We start from the raw sequence: 19,697 nt of genomic DNA, 5'->3' as shown, positions 1-19,697 counted from the left end.
GAGCCTTTGTTTTTATATTTACTTCTTCTGGAAATAATTATACAGCATTTTAGAATAATCAGCACCGGTGTTCATATTCATAAAACTGGCCGAGCTGGTGGCAAAATCTTCTTCCAGGGCACGGACTTTCTGCTTCTGGGCTTCAGCAAATGTATACCTCCATCTCGCACTGGAAGTATTGGCCCAGACTTTTTCCCCTGTTTCAGCGTCATACAGAAGAGCATAGCCTACATCAGGAATTTCATTATCCTTTTCGTCATAAATCCTCATACCCAGCAGCTGATGCTTTTTTGAAGCCACTCTGAGCATTTTTGAATCATAAGAATCCTCAAAGTCTGAAAACAGAAAAACCAGAGACTTTCTTTTGAAAATTCCCATCATATATTCCATTGCTTTATCAATCTTTGATATCGCCGGAACATAATCTGCCGTCAGAATATTGCTGATAATAGAAAGAATATGCTTTCTGCCTTTCTGAGGCGGGATTACTTTATACACCTTATCTGCAAACAGGATCAGTCCTACCTTATCATTATTTCCTGCCGCTGAAAAGCCGAGACTGGCAGCAATTTCTGCTACATATTCCCTTTTCAGCTGGTTTTTGGTTCCGTAGTCCATGGAAGCGGAAATATCTACTAAGATCATCATGGTCAGCTCTCTTTCCTCTTCCATTACTTTTACGAACGGTTCACGGAAGCGGGCAGTTTTGTTCCAGTCGATTCTTCTGATTTCGTCTCCGAACTGGTACGGACGGACTTCCGAGAAAGTCATTCCCTGTCCTTTAAAGGCACTGTGATACTGTCCCATAAGCGAAGCTTCCGTCTTCTTTCGGGTACGGATCTCTATCTGCTTGACTTTTTTTACAATATCTTTTATTTCCATAAATGTGGTTGCGGGTTTCAAGTTGCGGGGTTTCTGTGCCGCACTTCCATCTTCCTTACTTCTGGCTTTTAATCTTTCAATTCAATCGAAACATTCAGCCATTCATCGTCAAACTTGGGGCTGTATTTCTTATAAAAATTAATAGCGGGTTCATTCCAGTTTAACACCTGAAAAACCATTCCGCTATATTGGTTAGATTTTCCATATTCCAAAGTAGCATCAAACAAAAGTTTTCCAATCTGTTTTCCTCTCATTTTTTCAGTCACTACAAGATCTTCAAGATACAGCCTTCTTCCCTTCCAGGTTGAAAATCGGTCATAATACAGGGAAATCCCTACAATTTCATTATTCAGTTCAGCCACAAAAGCTCCCCAAACCGGAGATTTCCCGAAACCGTCTTCCGTGAACTCATCCAAAGTTATGGTCACCTCATGAAGGGCCTTTTCATATTCTGCCAGTTCCCGGATCAGCTCCAGCATGGGAGCACAATCTTCCCGGGCAGCTTTTCTGATAATCACTTCACTCATTACGGTGCCTGAATTTTTGCCAAAATTCTGTTGATGATTTCTTCTGATGAAATTTCTTCCGCTTCTGCTTCGAAGGTAAGACCAATTCTGTGTCTTAATACATCCTGAGCCAATGCTTTTACATCTTCAGGAATCACAAAAGCTCTTCCTTTCAGGAATGCATAAGTTCTGGACGCAATGGCAAGATTAATGGATGCTCTTGGAGAAGCCCCGAAACCAATATAATTTTTAAGTTCAGAAAGTCCGTAATTTTCAGGATAACGGGTTGCAAAAACCATATCAAGAATATATTTTTCGATCTTTTCATCCAGGTAAATCTGGTTGATCAGTTCTTTGGCATCTACAATATCCTGCAGGGATATCACCGGTTTAATGACAGGCTGATGAGAGGTAGAAACCATTCTCATCACCGTTCTCTCGTCTTCAAAATTAGGATAGTCTATCTTACACTTCAGCATAAAACGGTCGCTTTGTGCTTCCGGCAACAGATAAGTTCCTTCCTGATCAATTGGGTTTTGGGTAGCCAGTACCAAAAACGGTTTCGGAAGCTTCATGGTTTCATCCCCAATGGTCACCTGCTTTTCCTGCATCACTTCGAGCAATGCCGACTGTACTTTTGCCGGTGCACGGTTGATCTCATCCGCCAATACAAAATTGGCGAATACGGGACCTTTTTTTATCGAAAAATCATTGTCTTTGATATTGAAGATCATGGTTCCCACCACATCCGCCGGAAGCAGATCGGGCGTGAACTGTATCCTGGAGAATTCACCGTGAACAGCTTCTGCCAGGGTTTTGATCGCTAAAGTTTTTGCCAGCCCCGGAACTCCTTCCAAAAGGACGTGCCCGTTGCCTAAAAGACCTACCAAAAGTCGGTCTATCATATATTCCTGGCCAATAATCACTTTATTGATTTCCTGCCTCAGAAGGGAAAATAAGTAATTCTTTTCTTTTACTTTTTCCGTCAACTGGCGGATATCTTCAGCTTGATATGTATCTGACATAGCTTTAATTAAAATAGGTGGTAAATTTCTGATAAATACTGGCATTAATCAACATAATGAATGCCATATTAGAGTTAAAGTTTGTTAAATATTCCTCTATTAATAATGTATCCAAATAACAGGCAGGAATTTGTGGTACTGATTTCTTTAAAAACAGTCCGCTTCTTTGAAAACATATTAATTTAATGACAACTCATGTTATCATTGAAAGTATGGCAATAAGGGTCTAAAACTAAAGTTTGGTAATGCTAATGGTAAAAACATTTTCCGGCATATCGACCGTTTCTTCATAGGCTCCAACATTGATAAAATATTCAGTTCCTGCGGTTGTTGTAAAGGTATAGGTTTCTGCAGCTCCGCCTCCGCCGTTGTCTACTGCATTTACACATGCCAGATTGCCACAGGCTCCGCTGTAGATATCCATCTGAGGATCATAAGCACTACCTGAAGGCATGGTTATTTTAACGGTAAACTGCCCACCGTCCCCAGTAAATTTAAACCAGGTTCCATCATTCATTGCATCAGGACATGTGGTTATAAATCCGCCATTATTAGTGGCAGATACCGCGTCAGTTTGGGTGTAAGTGTAAGGAAACGCTGACGCTGCAAAAGCACCGGAGCATGCATCGTTTAGAGGTACGGGAGGAATCGTACTAAAAACAACATCTGTGCAGCCGGAAGATTCAAGATTTCCTGTAACAGAAATGACTTTCAGATAATAATTGGTATTGGGACTAAGGGGTACTGACGGAGAGAAATCAGTAGCATTCACGATCTGTTGGTTAATCACATCTGTTCCTCCCGCACTTGTTCCCAGTGAAACTTTATAAGAATCTGCTCCGGAAACAGGAAGCCATTTAAAATTGGGGGTTAAAGATATAAATTGGGCATTATTAACCGGAAAATTGACGAAAGGACATGCAGGAGTAGGCTTAGGTGTTAATCCTGAAATGGTAACAGAAGATTTGTAATCCGCCCTAATCCCTCCGGGAGGAGATGCCGGGTCAACAACTGCACGGTCTCCTTTATAATAAAGGGTGGAATTCGGAACATGGGGATAAACATGAAAAGCTTCATCAAAATTATTAATATCGATACTCTGAGCATTTTCTTTTGCCGCAATTACCAGATTATCCGTGTTATTATAAGCAAATGGTGTTGTCAAAGTAATTTCAACCTTATTATTGATCTTGGTCACTGTACCGGCAAACACCTGAGTAAGCTGTGTAGCGGGAATCCAGTCTGTTCCGGATGCAAAGGCTGTTTTTGGGGTATGTCCCATATAAACAGTCCAGTCCGATGAGTCATTAATAGTAGCCGAAGGATCTACATAAAATGTAAGACCCGTAATATTTCCTGCAGCTGTAGCATTCAATTCCTGTTTAGGATAAATCTGCTGGACATAAGAATACGAAAAAAAACTACTAACAGGTGCCGTTCCGACAGCTGGGCTTCCAATGTTTAAACTGATCTGGGCTTTAAAAACTGATATTATTGACAACAAAGATAAAAGTAGAATTTTTTTCATTATTAATAATTTAAATTGAATGTTGCGCTAATTTAATGATAAATTTTAATTTAATCATTAAATTGTGAATTTTAATTAATACATAACAACACTTTATGCTAATATTTAATATATTTGTAATAAACACCACAATATGTATCAAAAACTACTTTTTCTGAGCATCCTTTTTGCAGGTCTTATAAAATCACAGACGACCAACAGGATGAATTTGATTTCAGATGCAGTTTATTACGACGGGTATGCGGCCACGGTATCGGATCCGGTACCTGCAGGACTTACCAGACTTTCAAATACCAGATACACAAGAAAGCTTACTGACGCTGAACTCAACTCTTTTAAAGCTAAAATAGCCATGAGAGTGACCATAGGCGCTCTTTGTGATAATTACGACCGTCTGGGAAGTGTTTATTTAACCATGGTACCCAAAAATCAGCCTACTTATACTATTGATGATGCCAATGTGAAAAGAATTGAAGTCGGCAGATACATTACTCCGTTCATGAGTAAGAACCGTACTCCTACAGAAGTTCCTTATACTTATAATTTAAGTAATCTGTACAGCATATTTCATGATACTGCATTACGTACTGCCTATGATATGTATATGGAACTGGATGTTTTTGGTGTTCCTTATGCAGCTCAGACTCAGGTGGCCGGCTGCGCCGGCAGAATTGATGTTTTTTCGGGGTCTCTTACTTTCTTTTCCACAGACACAGGGGCCACTCCTGCAGATTACAATGCGGTGGTTCCTATATTAAGTTACAACAGGTTAAATAATTATAACAGCACTGATATTCCCGGTGAAACTGTAAGAATTGTCAGTTTCAATCTTCCCAATACCGTCACCAACGCTAATTTTTTCGTTATCTCTACTCCTCATGGTGCCAACAGTGGCGGTGAAGAATATGTCAGAAGGCAGAACTACACTTATATAGATGATGTACAAATGCTTACCTATACTCCCGGCGGAATTTCCTGCGAACCGTTCAGGGTTTACAATACACAAGGCAATGGAATTTATGGAGCAACTCCAAAATCCCTTACAGAATGGACTTCATGGAATAACTGGTGTCCGGGCAATTCAGTTCCGATTAGGGGATTTACAATGCCTAGTATCGCTGCGGGAAATCACACGCTGAAACATACAATACCCACCGCAGTTTTCAACCAGCAGCAAGGCGATGTGTATTTATCGGTTTATATGCAGGGAAAAAGCAATGCTGCTCTGGATGTAAAAGATATTAAAACCGTAGATGTGAGTATATATCCCAATCCTGCTTCTGATTTTGTCAATATCAGATCCAAAACAGATGTAGCCTCAATCAGTCTTTTCAGCGTAGATGGAAAAAAACTGACTGAAACTCATGGAGAAAACCGGATTGATATTTCAGCTTACAGTACGGGAGTTTATTTTCTGAATATCGTGCTGAAGGATGGGATAACGTTTAAGCATAAGATCATTAAAAAATAAAAATGGTGGCTTCGGGAGCCTCAGCCACCATTTTATTAATCTTATTTGCCACCCCTCCGGAGGAGGGGAATTTGATCCTACAGGGTTTTGTCGTATTTTACTACTGAAATAATTGGCGATCAGGTGGTAATTCTTAAAAATACATTCTCAACTACTAATTATTCAAAATTATATTCAGGCCGTATGAATCTGAAAAACAATAAAGAATTCCCTTGATATTTTCAGGGGAGTTTTTTTTATGATTTACAAAAAACAGTCATCATTAACATTTTTTTTCATGGTTTAAGAACATTTAATTCAATCCCTTATCCAAAAAATTGTCACTTCCAGTTTATTAAACTATTTTTGGTGATTAAAATTTTTGCAAAATGAATTATCATTTTCAAGCACACAGACAAGTGAGAAAGAACCTTTTAAGTATTCTGCAGAACACTTCCCACGAAGATCTTCTGCTGATTCCTGACGGTTTCAATAACAATATATACTGGAATATTGCCCATACAGTTGCTACCCAGCAGCTTCTGCATTATTATCTGAGCGGAAATCCTTTCAGAATTGATAAATATTGGATTGAAACCTACAAAAAAGGCACTCTTCCCAACCTGAATGTACAGAAATCTGAAGTGGAAGACCTTGAGTTTTTACTCACTGAAACTTCAAAGATTTTAATGAAAGATTATGACAGCGATTTCTTTTCAGACTACACACCATATACGACAAGTTTCGGGATGGATCTGAAAAGTATCCAGGATGCCATTATCTTCAACAATATGCATGAAAGCCTACACTACGGCTATATCATGGCACAGAAAAGAGCAATACTCGGAGAGAACGGAAGATAGTGAATCTTCACTGCGTAAGTCAATGGTCAAATGTGAATTTTATCCATACCAAATTTGACTTACGAAGTAAAATTCACAATTGACCATTCACCATATAATTTATAATAAATTTCAATGAAAGACGATTTTATTTTCGGGCTGCGTCCCGTGATTGAAGCAATTGAAGCGGGAAAAACGATTGACAAGATCTTTGTGCAGAATGCACTTCAAGGTCCTATTTATGCTGAGCTGAAAACCATTTTAGCCAAAAATAAAATTCGTCCCAACTATGTTCCAATTGAAAAGCTGAACCGTTTTACAAGAAAAAACCACCAAGGGGTGGTTGCTTTTATTTCAGATGTTCCGTTTCACAGAGTGGAAGATCTTGTTCCACAGCTATTTGAAGAAGGAAAAACACCTTTCTTACTGATCCTGGACAGGCTTACGGATGTAAGAAACTTCGGGGCGATCTGCAGAACAGCAGAATGTGTAGGCGTAGATGCTATTATCCTTCCTGAAAAAGGGGCAGCGCCGATCAATTCGGACGCTATTAAAACGTCTGCGGGAGCGCTTTACAATATCAAGATCTGTAAGGAACCGAACCTTGCGCATGCGGTAGATTTCCTTCAGCAGAGTGGTATTTCAGTATTTGCAGCTACTGAGAAAGCTGAGAAACTTATTTATGATGTAAATTTCACAGAACCTTGTGCGATCGTAATGGGGAACGAGGAAACCGGAATTTCTAAAGAAGTCATGCATCATTCAGACGAAAAAATAAAGCTTCCTATTGAGGGAAAAACACAGTCGTTAAACGTTTCTGTAGCATGCGGAGCCATTTTGTATGAAGCGGTAAGACAGAAAATTGTAGCAGCTCCAAATCTTTAATCAGATTGGACATAAGTATTTTATCGTGATGTTTTGTGGTATCGTTATTGATGCACAGAACGGAAATGTCAGTAAAATTTAAACTTAAAAAAGATCAAATGAAAAACGTAGCAGCATTAATGCTAATCTCATCTATAGCTCTTGTATCTTGTAAAAAAGAAACAGCAACCATCACTAAAGTAGATCCTAAAACAGGAAAAACAGTTACCGTAGAAGTTCCTGCCGATTCTGTCGCTAAAGTGGCAGAAAACCCTGCCATCAAAGACTCTGCAGGAGTTTTCACCCAAACATTTAAGCTGGAAAAAGGAAAAACCTATCCTCTTACGACATACCAGAGGGATGTAAAAACGATGGAAGACCCTCAGGGAAAAACGATCACCGCAACCAGCGAATCTACGGATGAAATGAACTTCACCGTTAATGATATCAAAGGTAACGTATATGATATGACCCTTAATCTTGTAGCCAAAAGAAATTCGCAGAGTGCACAGGGCAAAACAGTAATCGTAGATACTAAGCTGGCAATCCCTAAAGAAGATGACCTGAAAATGATCTGGAATATCAACAAAGCGTTAACAGGAAACAAGCTTAACATGAAAATGGATACTAAAGGAAATGTAGTTTCTATTACAGGTTTTGATGCTGTTTATACAAAAGTTGCCGCTGCTGTTGGAACCCTGATTAAAGATGCCAACCAGAAAGCAAGCGTTGTAGCCAGTCTTAAGGAAACTTTCAATGAAAAGGTATTAAAAGACCAGCTGAATAAAAACTTAACGATTATTCCTAAAAAGGGAGTAAAAATCGGTGAAAAATGGACCACTTCTGAAAATGCTGATCCAAGCGGAAGCGTTAAAGTCACTTCAAACTATGTATTGAAAAGCGTAGGAAACGGAGCTGCAGAAATTTCTGTAACAGGAGGAATTCCTAAAAAGACAGAAAAGAAGACTCAGGGACCTATCACACATAGTCTTAGCAGTGAGCTTAGCCAGAACGGAACCATTAAGTTTGATCAAAGTACAGGGTGGATCACCAATCAGAATATTGATGTAAAAACAACACAGATCGAGACCATTTCAGACGGAAAACAGTCACAGTCTATGAAAAGTACATCCAAATCTTCTGTAATGGTAAATCCTTCTGCAAAATAATTGAATTGAAGACGTTTTAGAGTCACAGTGTTTGAGAGTGAGAGTATTTAGAATTTGAGTATTTTTTATTGTTGATAATAACTTTCAGTACAATTTTATAAATCCTGACTGCAAACATTGAACTTTAAATCATCAACCTTGAATTTAAATTAGAAGTTATGAAATACATTCTTGAGTTAGTTCTCTCTGCCATCATTATTTTCTTTGTCTGGAATATCCTGAAAAGGTTGTTCTTCAAGACTTTTTACAGTTACAGATTTGATAATAATAAAAATAATAACAGACAGCAGGATCTAAACAGCTCGAATAAGAATAAACAGAACCTCAACTGGGATGCAGAAACAGTTGACTATGAAGAGGTAAAAGAAACTAAAGACAAAAGGTAAAAATTCCAAGAAATAAAAGATAATAACCCGTATGGCTAAAAATAAAAACTTAATTTATATTGCAATTTCATTGGTTGTATTTATAGTTTTAGCATTTTTATACTCCACTCCTGTTTTTTCAGGAAAACAGCTTTTCCAGCATGATATCGTACAGTACAGAGGAGGAGCAAAAGAACTTCTGGACTACAGAGCTGATACCGGAAATGAAACCTACTGGAGTGATTCCATGTTTGGCGGGATGCCCACCTATCAGATGGGAAGCCAGTTCAAAGGCGACATCATCAAAAAGATCGACAGCAACCTGAATTTCCTGCCAAGACCGGTTAATTATCTCTTCCTCCTTTTTGCGGGATTCTTCTTCCTTGGAATGGTAGCCGTCCGAAACTGGAAATACGCTTTATTGGGTGCCACTTTCTTCGGATTATCTACTTATTTTTATATTATTATAGCAGCAGGACACAACGGTAAGGTAAATACCATCGAGTATTTCGCACCGCTTCTTGCCGGGATTATACTAGTTTATATCAGGAAACAATATATCTGGGGATTCATTGCAACAACCCTTTTTATGGGGCTTCAGATTGCGGCGAACCATCCTCAGATGACCTATTACCTGTTTTTGGCATTAGGATTTCTGTTCTTATCCGAACTGGTAAGAGCTATCCAGAAAAAGACTCCGATGAAGCATTTTCTTATTTCATCAGGAATTATCGCTGCTTCATGTGCAATTGGTGTTGGAATGAACTCTCAAAGGATCATGGCCAATTCCGAATACATCAAAGAAACCGTACGTGGAAAGCAGATCCTGACGAATGAAAGCCACACTTCAGGGGAATCCGGACTGGATAAAACCAGCATACTGATGTGGAGCTACGGAAAACTGGAAACTCTGAATCTTTTCATTCCAAGGCTGATGGGGGGCGGAAGCCAGGAACCGGAAGCTAAGGAAATGATGAACAGGGTTCAGGAGCTTATCCAGGAAAATGTAGGCTCACAAGCTGAAATGGACAGAATTTCCAAAGGGTTCAACGGGATTACCTACTGGGGAGACCAGCCGGGAACCTCCGGTCCCGCCTATCAGGGAGCCGTAGTATGTTTCCTTGCCTTATTAGGATTTTTCTTTGCGTGGAAAAAATACCGTTACTGGATTTTAGGAGCTTCTATTCTGACCGTTTTACTGGCATGGGGAAGCAACTTTATGCCGTTGTCCGACTTCTTTATCGACTATGTTCCTTTCTACAGCAAATTCAGAGCACCCTCTTCCATATTGGTGGTGGTGGAATTATTATTCCCATTAATTGCTGTTATTGGAATTTACAGGTTCTTTACAGACGAAAAACTGACTGAAGAATACAAAAAGAAAATCCTTATGTATGTAAGCGGTGGAACGTTAGGACTGCTTCTGATTCTTCTGATTTTTGGAAAATCACTGCTTGGTTTTTACACGGATGGCGAAAAAACATATTTCCCGCCATTCCTGCTAGACTATCTGGCTGATGAAAGATTTAAACTGTTCAGAATTGATGCAATAAAAGCATTGATTTATGTAGCTGTAACGGCCGCTGTTCTTTTCTTAACCATGAAGAAAAAACTAAGCCAGAATATTGCTTTGATTATCATTGGAGCTGTAAGTTTATTTGATCTCTGGACCGTGAACAAACGTTATCTGAATGATGAGAATTACGTAGACAAGGTTTTTGCTGAAAACCCGTTCCAGACGGAGAGCTCAGACCTGCTGGCAGAAAAAGTTCAGGGAAATCCGAACTTAGAATCTATTCTTGCTAATGTCAACGTTAATAAAACGCTTGAAACCATTGCTGAAAAGGACAAAACACATTACAGGATTTTCAATAATATTTTAGGCACATTCAGCGAAACGAATACATCATATTTCAAATCTTCAATCGGGGGGTATCATGCCGTAAAGCTGAGAAGATATGACGATGTGATTAATGAATATTTCCAGATCATGGACTCTGTGAAAGTACCGAACATTCTTAACCTTCTGAACGCAAAATACTGGGTAATGGGAGGCCCGGAAAAGCCTCAGGCAATGCCGAATCCTAAAGCCAACGGAAATGCATGGTTTGTAAGTGATCTGAAATTTGTGAATACACCAGACGAAGAAATTAAATCTATCGGGGTGATCGACAGTAAGAAAACAGCTGTCATTGCATCAGCAGACAAATCTTATTTCAGCAGTAAACCTGTTCAGGCAGATTCTACGGCATTTATCAATTTAACAAAGTATCAGCCGAATGAACTGGAATTCAAATCTCAGTCTAAAACACCTCAGCTGGCTGTATTTTCTGAGATCTATTATCCTCACGGCTGGAAAATGTTTGTGGATGAAAAAGAAGTTCCTTACATCAAAGCAGATTACCTTCTGCGTGCTGTACACGTTCCTGCAGGGAATCACAACATCAGAATGGTTTTTGAACCTGAAGTGATACAAAAAGGTAAATGGCTGTCGCTTTTATGCTTCGGACTGTTTATCGCACTGAGTGCATTCGGAATCTTCTGGATGAATAAAAATAAGAAAAAAGAACAGCTTGCTGAGAAAACTGTTTAACGTTTAAAGTTCATTGTTCAAGATTAATGGAACAAAAAAAAATATTGATCATCACCTATTACTGGCCTCCTGCGGGAGGTCCTGGTGTTCAAAGATGGCTGAAGTTTGCTAAATATCTGCCCGAATCCGGCTGGAATCCCGTGATTTATACTCCGGAAAACCCAAGTTATCCCCTGCTCGATGAAAGTCTGCTGAAAGACATTCCTCAAAATCTGGAGATCATAAAAACTAAAATCTGGGAACCTTATCAGCTGGCTGAAAAGCTGAACAAAAGCAACAAAAAGTTCAAAGCCGGACAATTCGATGTCGGTAAAAACCAAAGCTGGAAATCCAGGCTTTCGATCTGGGTGAGAGGAAACTTTTTCATTCCGGATGCAAGGGTATTCTGGGTGAAACCTTCCATTAAATTTTTAGAACAGTATTTAAAAGAAAATAAAATAGATGTGGTGGTAACTTCCGGCCCGCCCCACTCTCTTCATATGATCGGCCTGGGACTGAAAAAGAAGTTCCCGGACCTGAAATGGATTGCAGATTTCCGTGATCCATGGACAGAGATTTCTTATTATAAACATTTAAAGCTTACCAAAAGTTCCGACAGGAAACACAGACAGCTTGAAAGTGCCGTCTTTAAAAATGCAGATATAACATTAGCAACAAGCTATACGGATGCCGAAAACTTCAGGAAATCAGGAGCCAATGCAATATGCATTACGAATGGATTTGATGAAAGTGATGCTTCGGCACCAACCGTTGCGACTGATGAAAAGAAACAGAAAACCTTTACTTTAAGCTATATCGGAGTTCTTGAACAGTTGAGAAACCCTGAGAATCTCTGGAAGATCCTTGCTAAGCTAGTAAAGGAAAATAAAGAGTTTGCAGATAACTTCACTTTGAAATTTGCAGGAAGAATTGATGATAAGATTCTTCAATCCATAGAAAATTCAAACCTGAAAAACCATATCCTGAACCTGGGTTATATTTCTCATGACAAAGCCGTTGAAGAGATGGCCAATTCAAATCTATTGCTGATCACCAATTTCCCCAATGAGTCTTCTAAAGGGATCATTCCCGGGAAGATATTTGAATACCTGGCGACCGGAAAGCAGATTATTTCTTTCGGCCCGAATGATGCTGATGTTGCAAGAATCCTTACCGAAACTGCTGCCGGAAAACATTTCGGTTATGAAGATTCTAAAGTGATCAAAGATTTTATTCTGGAAAAATTTGAGCTTTGGAAAAAAGGAAGTCTTCTCGAAAATACTCAGAATATTGAACAGTTTTCCAGGAAAAATCTCACTAAAAAACTGGCTGAGATTTTAGGTTAACCTTCTACCCTTGTCAAGGTTTTGAACCTTGACAAGGGTAACCAGATTAATAACGTTCAGTCTTTAACTTTAATTCCCTTAGCTCAGGTTAGATTAAATCGTCCACTGGTCATTGACAACAGCTACCAGATATTGTTTCCCGTGGAACTCCTCAAAAACAAAACGGATGGTCTTCCAATCCATTTCACCATTCTTTTCGGTCCCCTTTATATAGTTTTCGGTAAAGTCTTTACCGGGATATATTTCCTTTAAATTATTAAGTGAATTTCCGCCAGCCTGGAATTTATTCAATGAATATTGTGCGGTGGTAAAATCTTTGGAGAAAACCCATTTTGCAAAATAATCATTGATGGTTGCTTTGTACGGATCTCCTGAACCATCCTGGGCACCCCAGGTAAATACAGTCTTTGTTGGCTGGAATTTTTCGAAATCCACTTTGGAAAAATGTTTGTCTTCTTTTGGATTAACAAATCCATACATTGAGAAGCTGATTCCTTTTTCCGGATGAATGAATGTTGCAAAAGTTTTGTAATCTTTATTTTTCAAAGCCTGCAGAATCCCATCGTTAGCAGCCTTCACAGCTACCTCATCCGTTTTTTTCTTTTGTGCTGCCGTCTCAATATTTTTTTCCCTGGCCTGAGCCATAGAATCTATTACATTGGGAACAGGCTTTTCAGGGTTTTTCTTACAGGCCGCCAACAAGGTTAATGACAATACCGGGATAATGAAGCTTTTCATCTTTTCAATTTTTTGATTCATAAAAAAGCACCAAAACTGATGCCAATACAATACCTCTGATAGATAAGTTCTGTCGCCAATTTTCTGTTTAATAAGGTGGTTTTAAGTAAATTTGTCCTATGGAAATTTTAGACATCCTTATTATCGGAGGCGGGCCTATTGGTCTGAATTGTGCTCTTGAGGCGCAGAAAAACAATCTGACCTATCTGATCATAGAAAAAGGTACCATCGTCAATTCATTATACCATTATCCTTTGTATATGCGTTTCTTTTCCACGGCAGAAAAACTGGAAATAGATGGTATTCCGTTCATCTCTACTGCTCCCAAACCGGGAAGACAGGAAGCACTGGAATACTATCAGGGGATCGCCAGGCAGAGGGATATCAATATTAATCTCTATGAAAAAGTTCTGAAAGTTTCCAAAACCGGAGATGTTTTTGATATTGAAACCTCAAAAGCAGCTTATAAGGCCAAGAATGTGGTTATTTCCACAGGATTCTATGATATCCCGAATCTGATGAATATTCCGGGAGAAAATCTTCCGAAAGTGAAGCATTATTATACAGAGCCTTATCCATATGCAAAGCAGAAAGTGGTTGTTATAGGATCCAGTAATTCCGCGGTGGATGCAGCTCTGGAAACCTACCGCAAAGGTGCTGATGTGACGATGATCATCCGTCATTCCGAAATTTCCAAAAGTGTAAAATACTGGGTAAAACCGGACATCGAAAACAGAATTGCAGAAGGAAGCATCAAAGCTCATTTTAACTCAGAAATAGTAGAAATTACCGAAAATTCTGTCATTTTTAAAGATGAAAACGGACAGATAAATGACATTGAAAATGATTTTGTCCTTGCCATGACCGGCTATTTACCCGATTTTGAGTTCTTAAGAAATTCCGGACTGGAACTGCAGGGCGACTGCCTGAATCCACAGTACAACTCGGAAACCATGGAAACCAATGTCCCGAATTTATATCTGGCCGGTGTAGTCTGTGGTGGAAAAGACACCCATCTCTGGTTTATAGAAAATTCACGTATTCATGCGGAGATGATTGTAAGAAATATATTTTCTAAGTAATATTAATTCATTGTGCCTTTTTTATATATTTTGAACTGAATTTTGCGAATTCTGATGCAATGGCAGTCTGTTAAAATTCAACATTCGCTCCGAAGATAAAGTTCCTTTTTGCAGCAGGATTATAGAAACGGCTTCCAAAAGCATTGATATCAAAACCGGCAATGTAATCCGTATTGTAAAGGTTCTGAATCTGCAGATGTACATTCAATTTTGCACCATCAATTTGTATTGGAAATCCTAATCTGATATTTCCTACCAGGCATGGTTTTGACCAGACGGAATTGGCGTCATTCAGAGGTATTTTTGAGATATAGTAATGAGAATAGTCTACATTAAGCTTTTTTAAAAAAACAAAATTAAATAAACTGTTTACCGTCGTGTCCGGTACTCCTGTAACTTCATTTCCTGAAAAATCCTTCTCAAGCTGTTTATAATTTCTGAATTTAAAATCATAGAAGCTTCCGGAAAACCGGAACTTAAAGCTGCTGAATATTTCATTTTTAAGATGAAAGCTTTTAGATTCTACAAGAACTTCCACCCCTTTTTGGACGATATTCCCCTGATTGGCAAAATATTCCTGCCCACTTTCATTTTGCCTTCTTACAATGGCATCTTTCATTCTGAAATCGAAATAACTTCCTTCAATAAAAATAATATTTCCAAACTGCTTTCTGAAACCAATTTCTTTATTCCAGCCGTATTCAGGAACAAGATTTAGATTAAACTGCTGATTGGAAGACCGGATTTCTTCGCTTGTAGGAGCTGAATTTCCTTTTCCTATTTTTCCCCTTATCGAAAAACCTTTTCCCAGCAGATAAGTAATGCCAAAATTCGGAAGCCATTGTTCTTTAAATTTCACCCTATCCTCTTCTGAAGCCGGATACATTCTCTCCCATTCGTAGGAATTGGAATTTAAACTTATCGAAATATCGGTAAAAAGCTTTTCATTAAAATTCAGTTTTTGTGACAGAAAATAAAAGCCGGACTTATTTTTTAACTGATCAAAATTCTGAGGATCGCCCGGTATTCCTTTATTGTTGCTGTAATTCTTAACCAGAATATGTTGATTTCCACCCTCAAACCCTAACCTCAATGCTAAGGATATATTGGTCCAGTTTTTTTCATAATTAAAATGGGTCCTCAAGGCAAAATTCCTTTCAAATCTGTTTTCAAAATTCGTAATAAAAGGATTTTTAAAATCTACATAGGAACCCTGTACTAAAATAAAGTGTGAAAAATTTGGGTTTATAGCAGTCTCATGTGAAATTCCTGCTAAAACCATTTTATTACGGATTCCTGCATTTTGTTCCTTTGCGCTCAAAAGCCCTCCAGCAGCTGGCCTTGCCTGCTTCCTGTCAGATTCCATCTGTTGCAGGGTAAGTCCGCCCGGGGTTTCATAATCCAGATTAGAAACTAATAGTACAGCATTCAGTGAAGCCGTAGAAGCATATTTAAAATGATCTTTAAGATAGATCTGCTGTCTCTTTACAGCCGATTGTTCACGGTAAGAGTCTGTCTGGTAATAATTCTGGAAAAGCTCAAAAAAGTGTTTCCCTTCCTGACGGGCAACATCAAAATTTTGTTCGAAAGTTCCATAACTTCCTATAGAAATTCCGGAAGATAGATGATCTGATTTCATGGTCTTCAAAAGCACCGTTCCACCAGTTACAGCTCCGTAATCTCCGCTTTCCGGGCCTTTATAAATCTCCATTCTGTCGATAAGCTTCGGGGATATGATATTAAAATAAGTATTCCCGGACGCATCCGATAAAATGAAATCATCCAGATAGACTTTGATATTCCGTACGCCAAAAGGAGATCTCAGGGTACTTCCACGGATTGATATCCTGTAGCTGGCCGGTGAGCGCTCCTCCATTCTGGCTCCCGCAATTTGATTGACAGCTTCCAGAAGTCTTTCCGGAGAATTCTGCTCCAGAAGATTTTCAGAAACAACCGCTACGGATTTCGTAGAGGTCATAAAAAGAGCCGGCTTCTTATAGGCATCAATTTTCACCTCAGATATCAGAACAGCAGTATCCTTTTTCTGCGAAAAGAAAAACGACACCGTGAGAATAAAAAATAATGCTAATAATCTCGTCATCAGCACAAAACTAGCAAAGTTTTATCGTATTTTTTTATGTGTAATTTTTAAAAACGTGGCATTTAGCTTTTAATTTCTCTTTTCTTCAGCATCCATGGAATCACAAAATAAAATCCAAGTGCGATTCCGACAGCCAGTACCCCGGTTCCTATCCACAAGGTGTTAAAGCCCAGTTTATCTGCAGTCATGGTCCCGACATACGGAGTAATGATAAAGGCTAAGGCTACCGATATTCCGTTCATTCCCATATAAGCTCCTTTGTTGTTTTCGCCTGAACGCAGTGCGGTTATGGTAGATATAAACGGAAGCGTCCAGATCTCGCCAATACACAGCAAGGTCATAGAAACAACAAGTGTAAGAATGGAATGATCAAAGGCCAACATCACATAAGAAACCCCGCACAATACAGTTCCTATGAACAAAGTAAAGGCAAGGCTGAAATATTTTTCTGCAATCTGTACAAAGCCCATCTCAAGCAATACGATCAGGAAACCGCTATAGCCAAGAATATAACCGATAGTCTGCTGGCTTAGATGCGCTGTATCTTTATAGAAAATAGTCAGTGTACTGAATAACTGGAAAAAACAGATGGCGAACAGCATACAGAAAAAACTGTAAAGCAGGAATTTTCCGTCGCGGTAGGGAGAATTTTCTTTTTTAACAGCAAGGGCTTCTTTTACTTTTTTCGGTTTCAGGGAAGCCCGCTTATTCCGTTTCCCGAAGAACCGGATATACATCAGGCCAGCCAGCAGTGCGGCCAGGGCATTACTGAAAAATAAAAATTCATAAGAAATAGCGGATAATATTCCTCCCAATGCAGGCCCAATGGAAAACCCAAGGTTTACAGCCATCCGGTTAAGCGAAAAAGCCCTGGTGATATTTTCAGGTTTAGCATATTTCGTAATTGCTACCGAGTTGGCAGGACGGAAAGTCTCACTTACGATACTCTGGATCAGAATAATGGCAGCCAGTCCCACTTCTGTTTTAAACAGCGGAATCAAACAGAACAAAGGCACACTCAGAAGCAGACTCAGGCTCTGAACGCGGTATTCTCCGATTTTATCGGTAATTAACCCTCCCAGCCAAGAGCCCAATACGGAACCTATTCCGAAAAAGCTCAGAATAATCCCTGAGTTTTCAATGCTGAAATGAAGATGCCCCGTCATATACACTCCCAAAAACGGAAGTACCATAGAACCTGCACGATTGATGAGCATGACCAGCGCCAGCATCCAGCTTTCTTCTGAGAGTCCTTTGAAAGAACTCGTATATACGCTAATTAATTTCACAATATTATTATTTTTTGGGGGAGAAAATTCGAGTGAGGTGCAAAAATAGACAAAATGGCCAAGAAAGCCCTTTAAAAGGCAGTTTTTTTATCAATCATATTGATAGAGGCAAGGATATAACCCATTAATGGGAATTAACAGAAAGTGATCTTAGATACAATTTGATTACCAATTAAACAAAAAAAGCAGGACCTGTTGAAAGTCCTGCTTTTATATTTGATCATTGTAAGATTATTCCGGTTTAAACGAATCTTTCAGTGTTACCGTACGGTTAAATACCAAATTGGAATCCGTAGAATCCTGATCTTTTGTAAAGTACCCGATTCTCTGGAACTGAAGCGGCTCTCCTACCGCTACATCTTTCAGACTTGGTTCAGCAAATCCTTTAATGGTTGTTACCGATTCAGGATTGATGAAGTTCAGGAAATCTACATCCTTTTCTGCATCAGGCTGCTCTACAGTAAAGAGTTTTTCGTAAATTCTTATATCTACCGGGATCGCATGAGCAGCAGATACCCAATGAAGTGTTCCTTTTACTTTTCTTAGGCTTTCTTCGGTTCCGCTTCCGGATTTGCTCTTTTCATCATAGGTAGCATAGATGGTAGTGATCTCACCGTTTTCATCTTTGTCTACCCTTTCTGCCTTGATGATGTAAGCTGATTTCAGACGGACTTCCCCGCCTAATTTCAGTCTGAAGAACTTATTATTAGCCTCTTCTTTAAAGTCTTCTCTTTCGATATATAACTCTCTGGAGAAAGGAACTTCTCTTGTCCCTGCATTTTCCTGTTCAGGATTATTTTCAGTTTCAAGCCATTCTTCCTTACCTTCAGGATAATTTTCAATAACCAGTTTTACCGGATCTACAACTGCCATCACACGTTTTGCCACCTTGTTCAGGTCTTCACGTACACAGAAATCAAGCAGCTGGATCTCGATCAGGTTTTCTCTTTTGGCCACCCCTACCTTTTCAATGAAATTTTTGATTGATGCCGGTGTGAACCCTTTTCTTCTCATTCCGGAGATGGTAGGCATCCTCGGATCATCCCAACCTGTTACTACTTTTTCAGCCACCAGCCTTTGAAGCTTTCTTTTGGAAGTGATCATATAAGAGACATTCATTCTGGCGAATTCTCTTTGCTTAGGGGCTATTTTAGATTCGTCGTATACCTGCTCAAGATACCAGTTATAAAGAGGTCTGTGATTTTCAAACTCTAATGAACATAATGAGTGTGACACCTGCTCCAGATAATCTGATTCACCATGAGCCCAGTCATACATCGGATAGATTTTCCATGCTGTACCTGTTCTGTGGTGAGGCCTTTTCAGGATTCTGTACATCACAGGATCACGCAAATTCATGTTCGGGGAAACCATATCGATCTGTGCACGCAGAGACATAGAACCTTCCTCAAATTCTCCGTTTTTCATTCTTTCAAAAAGATCAAGAGATTCTTCTATCGGACGATTCCTGTACGGTGACTCTATTCCCGGCTCTGCAGGGTTCTTTCTTTGTTCCGTGATGACTTCAGAAGGCTGCTCATCTACATAAGCTTTTCCCTCTTTAATCATCTGTACGGCCCATTCGTAAAGCTGCTGGAAGTAGTCGGATGCATACAGCTCTTTATCCCATTTGAAACCTAACCATTCCACATCTTTTTTGATAGAATCTACGAATTCCTGTTCTTCTTTCTCAGGGTTCGTATCGTCGAAACGAAGGTTTACGGGAGCGTTGTATTTTTCGCCCAGCCCAAAGTTGATGCAGATGGCTTTCGTGTGGCCAATATGCAGGTAACCATTAGGTTCAGGGGGGAAACGGAAACGGATCTGTTCTTTTTTAAGACCGTTTGCCATATCATCTTCAATAATTTGCTCAATAAAATTGAGTGATTTTTTTTCTTCTTCCATTTAAATTAGCTTTTATTGTATGCAAAAAAAGTT

At 39.2% G+C, this 19,697-nt stretch carries 16 protein-coding genes; 8 read left to right on the top strand and 8 right to left on the bottom strand.

Features of this window, described 5'->3' with window-relative positions; all coding sequences use genetic code 11:
* Positions 1 to 18 precede the first annotated feature (18 nt).
* The 4 genes from AC4IFE_RS01180 to AC4IFE_RS01165 all read right to left on the bottom strand — a co-directional run bounded on the left by AC4IFE_RS01180 (position 19) and on the right by AC4IFE_RS01165 (position 3,941).
* The gene (locus AC4IFE_RS01180) at positions 19 to 882 is read right to left on the bottom strand and encodes a DUF58 domain-containing protein (RefSeq protein WP_490754229.1); all 864 of its coding nucleotides are present in this window, start codon (positions 880 to 882) and stop codon (positions 19 to 21) included.
* A gap of 68 nt (positions 883 to 950) precedes the next feature.
* Complete coding sequence (locus AC4IFE_RS01175; RefSeq protein ID WP_490754228.1) at positions 951 to 1,409, bottom strand: GNAT family N-acetyltransferase; 459 nt, start codon at positions 1,407 to 1,409, stop codon at positions 951 to 953.
* Positions 1,409 to 2,413 carry an AAA family ATPase gene (locus AC4IFE_RS01170; RefSeq protein ID WP_073060603.1) on the bottom strand — a complete coding sequence of 335 codons (1,005 nt, stop codon included), beginning with the start codon at positions 2,411 to 2,413 and terminating at the stop codon, positions 1,409 to 1,411. Before AC4IFE_RS01170 ends, AC4IFE_RS01175 begins: the two co-directional genes overlap by 1 nt.
* A 232-nt stretch (positions 2,414 to 2,645) precedes the next feature.
* The gene (locus AC4IFE_RS01165) at positions 2,646 to 3,941 is read right to left on the bottom strand and encodes a hypothetical protein (protein WP_490754226.1); all 1,296 of its coding nucleotides are present in this window, start codon (positions 3,939 to 3,941) and stop codon (positions 2,646 to 2,648) included.
* A gap of 133 nt (positions 3,942 to 4,074) precedes the next feature.
* Here AC4IFE_RS01165 and AC4IFE_RS01160 point away from each other — a divergent pair, with 133 nt between their 5' ends.
* From AC4IFE_RS01160 to AC4IFE_RS01130, 7 genes are all read left to right on the top strand, one after another.
* Complete coding sequence (locus AC4IFE_RS01160) at positions 4,075 to 5,412, top strand: peptide-N-glycosidase F-related protein (RefSeq protein WP_490754224.1); 1,338 nt, start codon at positions 4,075 to 4,077, stop codon at positions 5,410 to 5,412.
* Between the two features lie 368 nt (positions 5,413 to 5,780).
* The gene (locus AC4IFE_RS01155) at positions 5,781 to 6,254 is read left to right on the top strand and encodes a DinB family protein (protein ID WP_260543269.1); all 474 of its coding nucleotides are present in this window, start codon (positions 5,781 to 5,783) and stop codon (positions 6,252 to 6,254) included.
* A 114-nt stretch (positions 6,255 to 6,368) separates the two neighbouring features.
* Entirely contained in the window at positions 6,369 to 7,118 is a 750-nt protein-coding gene (gene rlmB, locus AC4IFE_RS01150; protein ID WP_490754222.1) for a 23S rRNA (guanosine(2251)-2'-O)-methyltransferase RlmB, read from the top strand.
* A 98-nt stretch (positions 7,119 to 7,216) separates the two neighbouring features.
* Complete coding sequence (locus AC4IFE_RS01145) at positions 7,217 to 8,266, top strand: DUF6263 family protein (protein WP_490754221.1); 1,050 nt, start codon at positions 7,217 to 7,219, stop codon at positions 8,264 to 8,266.
* A gap of 158 nt (positions 8,267 to 8,424) precedes the next feature.
* Positions 8,425 to 8,652, top strand: coding sequence for a hypothetical protein (locus AC4IFE_RS01140; RefSeq protein WP_490754219.1), 228 nt, complete (start codon positions 8,425 to 8,427; stop codon positions 8,650 to 8,652).
* A gap of 31 nt (positions 8,653 to 8,683) precedes the next feature.
* Entirely contained in the window at positions 8,684 to 11,224 is a 2,541-nt protein-coding gene (locus AC4IFE_RS01135) for a YfhO family protein (RefSeq protein WP_490754217.1), read from the top strand.
* A 26-nt stretch (positions 11,225 to 11,250) separates the two neighbouring features.
* On the top strand, positions 11,251 to 12,549 hold the full coding sequence (locus tag AC4IFE_RS01130; RefSeq protein ID WP_490754215.1) for a glycosyltransferase family protein: 1,299 nt from the start codon (positions 11,251 to 11,253) through the stop codon (positions 12,547 to 12,549).
* 93 nt (positions 12,550 to 12,642) lie between these two features.
* On the opposite strand, the gene AC4IFE_RS01125 is transcribed toward AC4IFE_RS01130, so the two are convergent.
* Positions 12,643 to 13,287 (bottom strand): hypothetical protein, encoded by a 645-nt coding sequence (locus AC4IFE_RS01125; RefSeq protein WP_490754213.1) that lies wholly within the window; start codon positions 13,285 to 13,287, stop codon positions 12,643 to 12,645.
* 119 nt (positions 13,288 to 13,406) lie between these two features.
* Here AC4IFE_RS01125 and AC4IFE_RS01120 point away from each other — a divergent pair, with 119 nt between their 5' ends.
* Positions 13,407 to 14,369, top strand: a complete 963-nt coding sequence (locus AC4IFE_RS01120; RefSeq protein WP_490754211.1) for a YpdA family putative bacillithiol disulfide reductase — start codon at positions 13,407 to 13,409, stop codon at positions 14,367 to 14,369.
* Between the two features lie 70 nt (positions 14,370 to 14,439).
* Here AC4IFE_RS01120 and AC4IFE_RS01115 read toward each other — a convergent pair whose 3' ends face one another.
* The 3 genes from AC4IFE_RS01115 to AC4IFE_RS01105 form a co-directional block, all read right to left on the bottom strand.
* Positions 14,440 to 16,470, bottom strand: coding sequence for a TonB-dependent receptor (locus AC4IFE_RS01115; protein ID WP_490754210.1), 2,031 nt, complete (start codon positions 16,468 to 16,470; stop codon positions 14,440 to 14,442).
* 62 nt (positions 16,471 to 16,532) lie between these two features.
* Complete coding sequence (locus AC4IFE_RS01110) at positions 16,533 to 17,702, bottom strand: MFS transporter (protein WP_490754795.1); 1,170 nt, start codon at positions 17,700 to 17,702, stop codon at positions 16,533 to 16,535.
* Positions 17,703 to 17,990: 288 nt separating this feature from the next.
* Positions 17,991 to 19,664, bottom strand: coding sequence for a glutamine--tRNA ligase/YqeY domain fusion protein (locus AC4IFE_RS01105; protein WP_490754208.1), 1,674 nt, complete (start codon positions 19,662 to 19,664; stop codon positions 17,991 to 17,993).
* Between the last annotated feature and the right edge of the window lie 33 nt (positions 19,665 to 19,697).

The organism is Chryseobacterium sp. UF-81 (assembly GCF_058245105.1).
This window is presented reverse-complemented; position numbering and strand designations above follow the sequence as displayed.